Origin of the sequence: Paenibacillus farraposensis, assembly GCF_020736845.1 — a bacterium.
In the GTDB taxonomy this organism is placed as follows: Bacteria; Bacillota; Bacilli; order Paenibacillales; family Paenibacillaceae; genus Paenibacillus; species Paenibacillus farraposensis.
On record NZ_JAFFQR010000095.1, the window covers coordinates 197380 to 201917 of the forward strand.

Genomic DNA, 4538 nt, shown 5'->3' on the forward strand with positions numbered 1-4538 from the left:
CGGCCCATAGCCATTTATGATCCGCAGGGACGGATAAGCCTCCAGCACCCGGTTAATATGCGGTACGGACATCACATCCCCGCCGACCACTAGCTCCCGTATTCCCTCGAACAGCTCCAGATCCTGCTGGGACAGCTGGTTAAAGAGCGGCGCCGTCAGCCACATCGTGGTAATGCCATGGCTGCGCACGGCTTCCTTCAGCTTCGGCGCGTCCAAAATGACGTCCTGGCTCACCAGCACCAGCTGACCGCCGTTCAAGAGCGCTCCCCATATTTCAAAGGTGGACGCATCAAAGACAACGGCACCGGTCTGCAAAATGCGCGTGTCGGCATCCAGTTGCGTATAGTTTGTATTTTTCACCAGACGCACGACATTGCGATGCTCCACCATCACCCCTTTGGGCTGGCCCGTTGTCCCTGAGGTGTACATCATGTAGGCCAAACGATCAGCAGCGGTCGCCTTCGGTTGTTCTCCAACTGCGTGAGCATACTGTATCTGTTCTGTTTGTTCTGCTTGTTCTGCTTGTTTTAATTGCACAGCTTCTGATGGAGTGGTTATGGGTTGATTGGTTTCCTTTTCATAAATTGCGGAATCGTTCAGATCGAGCACAGTTCCCTTAAAATCGGCGGGCCGAAGCTCCATTCGTTGCACCAGCAGCATTTGCGCTTCCGAATCCTCCAGTAAATAGCGTACGCGCTCGTCCGGGTAATCGCAGTCAATCGGCACATACACTCCACCTGCTTTGAGAATTGCAAGCATGCCGACGATCATTTCAATTGAGCGTTCAGCCATAATGCCAACCGTCTGCTCGGTACAGATCCCGTGTTTGCGCAGGGTATGAGCCAGACGGTTAGCCTTTTCGTTCAATTCTCCATAGGTCAGGCTGTCTTGTCCGTATACCACCGCCGCCTGCTGCGGTGTCTGCTTCGCCTGTTCCTCAAACAACGCATGAATGGACGAATGACGCGGATAATCCGCAGCTGTATCGTTGAAAGTATGGACCAATTGCTGCACTTCTTGCTCCGACAGGACTTGTAGTGCGGAAATTGCCAGCTCTGGCTGATGCAGAACAATGCTATACAACCGCAACAACTGCTCGACAAAGCGTCTAATCGCCGCCTCGTTATAACGGTCGCTGTTATACTTTACGCTCAGAGAAACCGCTGCTTGTTCCCATTGAAATTGAAAATCAAGCCCGGATTGTGCATCATTCAAAAAATCAGAAATATGGATATTTTGCAGTGACACCGTAGTGTGAATAAGAGCTTTGCCATCCTCGCTACGTGGAATTTCCAGCCCCTCGGTATAGCTCCAAAAAGGAATATTCTGGTGCTCAATCGCTTCACTGACAGAGGTTTTGATTTGAGACAGCAAGGCTTTAAAGGTCGTTGCAGCATCCAGCGTGCTTTTTAGTAAAAGGAGATGATTCATCGGCTTCGTTGCACTATTGTCAGACTTGGCTACCGGAATGCCCAGCAGCACACGTTCCTCACCCGTGTATTTATGTAATAGGATTTCTACTCCAGCAAGCAGAACCATAAACACTGCCCATGGAGAGCCACCTGTTATAGAGGATATTCGCCGGGAAATTTCAGATGGAAATGTGAGCGTGTACGTATGGAAATTTGAACTCGTTGCAGCTGTATCCTTGGACACGGAGTTGGTGTATGGCAGGCAGATGATATGATCCTCAGATTCCAGCTTATGACTCCAGTAATTTTTTTCCTTCTCAAATAAGGCTTTCAATTAACATCCCTCCTGCTTCATGGGGCCTGTACCCCGGTTGGAATGGTGCTTTGATGCATAGATAAGCGTTGAACCTTCAAAAATAATACTTTGCAGGCAAGGGCAGCGGACCAGCCGCCGCCTCTGCACAAGCAAAGTGAAATCATTGCATTTTGGAACACGAATTTAGAAAACAAAGTCGATGGAATCCGGTGAAAAGCCTTCCGGCTTCTCGTCAGATCTCACCTGAATATCGCTTAACAGCAAATCGGGGTTGGCTCCTACCTGTGCCAGAATCGCTATAAAATCTTCCGTTAATCGTTCGATAGCGTCTGCCCCAAACAGCTTTGTGCAATATTCAAAGGAACCTTTGATTTCCCCGTCTTCGTCACTCATGGACAAGGTCAAATCAAATTTGGAAATACGATGCTCCTGAACATACGGACTGAAGGACAAGGTCTCAAGCTTCGCTGCCTGCGACTCGGTATTTTGCAGTACAAACATGGTGTCAAACAACGGGTTGCGGCTTGCATCCCGCGCTACATCGAGCTTTTCCACCAACTCCTCAAGTGGATAATCCTGATGCTCAAAGGCCTGCAGCGTGCGATCTCTGACTTCCAACAAGTAGTTGTGGAACGTTTGGCTGCCCTTTGGCTGATGCCGGATCGCTAGCGTATTGACGAACATTCCGACCAGCGGCTCCAGCTCAGGCAGCAGCCGGCCTGCTACCGGAGTACCGATGATCAAATCATCCTGACCGCTGTATTTGGACAACAGAACGGTGTAGGCACTCAAAAGGACCATGTACAGCGTGCTTCCGGTCTGAGCCACAATTCGGCGCAGCTGCCCGGATACATTCGGATCAACTGTAAATTCATACAGCGCACCCTCGAAGCTGCGGACAGCAGGCCTTGGATAAGCAATCGGCAGATCCAGTACCGGCAATTCTCCAGCTAGATGCTCCAGCCAGAAGTGTTCCCGGCGTTGGTATGGCTCGCGCTGCATTTCCTGCTGCTGCCACACGGCATAATCCTTGTACTGAATTTGCAATGGCTCCAATTCCTGCCCCTCGTACAGCTGAACCAGTTCCTGCACGATATTGTTAGACGATACTCCATCCGAAATGATATGGTGCATGTCGTACATCAAAAGGTGGCGCTCTGGTCCGGTTTGAATGAGGCGAACACGCAGCAGTGGTGCCTGCCGAAGATCAAAGCTGCGTACAAATGACTCGATATGCGCTTCGGCTTCGGATTCATCTGCCTGCAGGCGCTCTACGGCAAACTCAACCTGATCGTAAACCAGCTGGACGACCTCGCCTTCCGCCATCTCAAAGGACGTCCGCAGCGTTTCATGACGGGCGATTAACTGACGGAACGCATCCTCCAGTCGATCTGCCTGAAGCAGGCCTTCTACCGTTAACACACCCGGCATGTTGTAGCTGACATCCCCGCCTTCCAGATGGCTCAAGATGTATATCCGTTTTTGAGCCGAAGATACCGGGTAGTACGCCTGCTTAGCCGCAACAGGTATCACCGTATAGGTATCTGTGCCGTGCGCAGCGATGAGCTGGGCTTGCTGCTCAATGGTAAAGTGCTGGAACACCTCGCGCAGTGTAATCCGGCTATCCAGTTCCTGATAGATTTTCGCCACCAGCGTCGTTGCGCGCAGGGAGTGCCCGCCCATGTCGAAGAAAGAATCGGTGACTCCGACGCTGGACAGCTTCAATACTTCCTGCCAGATTTGAGCAAGCTTGGCCTCCAGCGGCGTCCGCGGTGCAACGTACTCCACGCCTCCTTCGAGACGCGCTTCCGGCGCAGGCAGCGCTCTGCGGTCGATTTTTCCGTTCGGGCTCAGCGGCATCTGCTCCAGCTGTACAAAATACGACGGCACCATATAGCTTGGCAGCTCCCGGCCCAGCTCACTTCTCAGCTCGCCGGCACCCATCTCCTGCCCGGCCACGTAGTACGCCACCATGTGTTTTTGTCCCGTTTCATCCGCTCGTGCCATGACGACAGCTTCTCGTACAGACTCCACTTTCAGCAGTTGCGATTCGACCTCGCCCAGCTCGATCCGGTAGCCCCGGATTTTCACCTGATGATCGATCCGGCCCAGATATTCGATGTTCCCGTCCGGCATCCATCTCGCCAAATCGCCTGTACGGTACATCCGCTCATAGCCTGCTTCGCCACCGGCAAACGGATCGGCGACGAATTTTTCCGCCGTCAGTTCCGGTCGGTTCAGATACCCACGGGCTACGCCCACACCGCCGATGCACAGCTCGCCTGCAACCCCGATCGGCTGCAGCCGCTCCGTTCCTTCCTTCACGATGTACAGACGGATGTTCTGAATCGGTTTTCCGATCGGAATCACCGCATATTCCTCTCCTGGCTCGCAGTCGAAGTACGATACGTCCACGGTCGCCTCTGTCGGTCCGTACAGGTTGATCAGCTTCGCTCCAGCCAGGCTGGGCACAAGCCGCTGGAACCGGGCCACATGCTGCGGCGGCAACGCTTCGCCGCTGGCAAATACGTGGCGCAGCGTGCCCAGCTTCGCCTGCATCACTTCCCGTGGCTGCTGCTCCACATATTCCAGGAACGCATGCAGCATGGCTGGCACGAAGTGCATCGTGGTGACTCCATCACGGGCAATCGTATCGACAATGTCCTCCGGATTCTTTTCCCCGCCGACTGACAGCAGGCTCACCTTCGAGCCAACCATCGACCACCAGAACAGCTCCCACACCGACACGTCGAAGGTGAAGGTGGTCTTTTGCAGAATCGTGTCCTCCGCGCCCAAGCCGTAACGGTCAT

The 4538-nt window shown here is 53.2% G+C and carries 2 protein-coding genes; both read right to left on the bottom strand.

Features of this window, described 5'->3' with window-relative positions:
* Positions 1–1746 (bottom strand): non-ribosomal peptide synthetase (locus JO375_RS15890; protein ID WP_229525376.1); only part of this gene is annotated, 1746 nt, incomplete at its 3' end.
* A gap of 165 nt (positions 1747–1911) precedes the next feature.
* Positions 1912–4538, bottom strand: a 2627-nt coding sequence (locus tag JO375_RS15895) for a condensation domain-containing protein (protein ID WP_229525377.1), incomplete at its 5' end; no start/stop codon positions are given.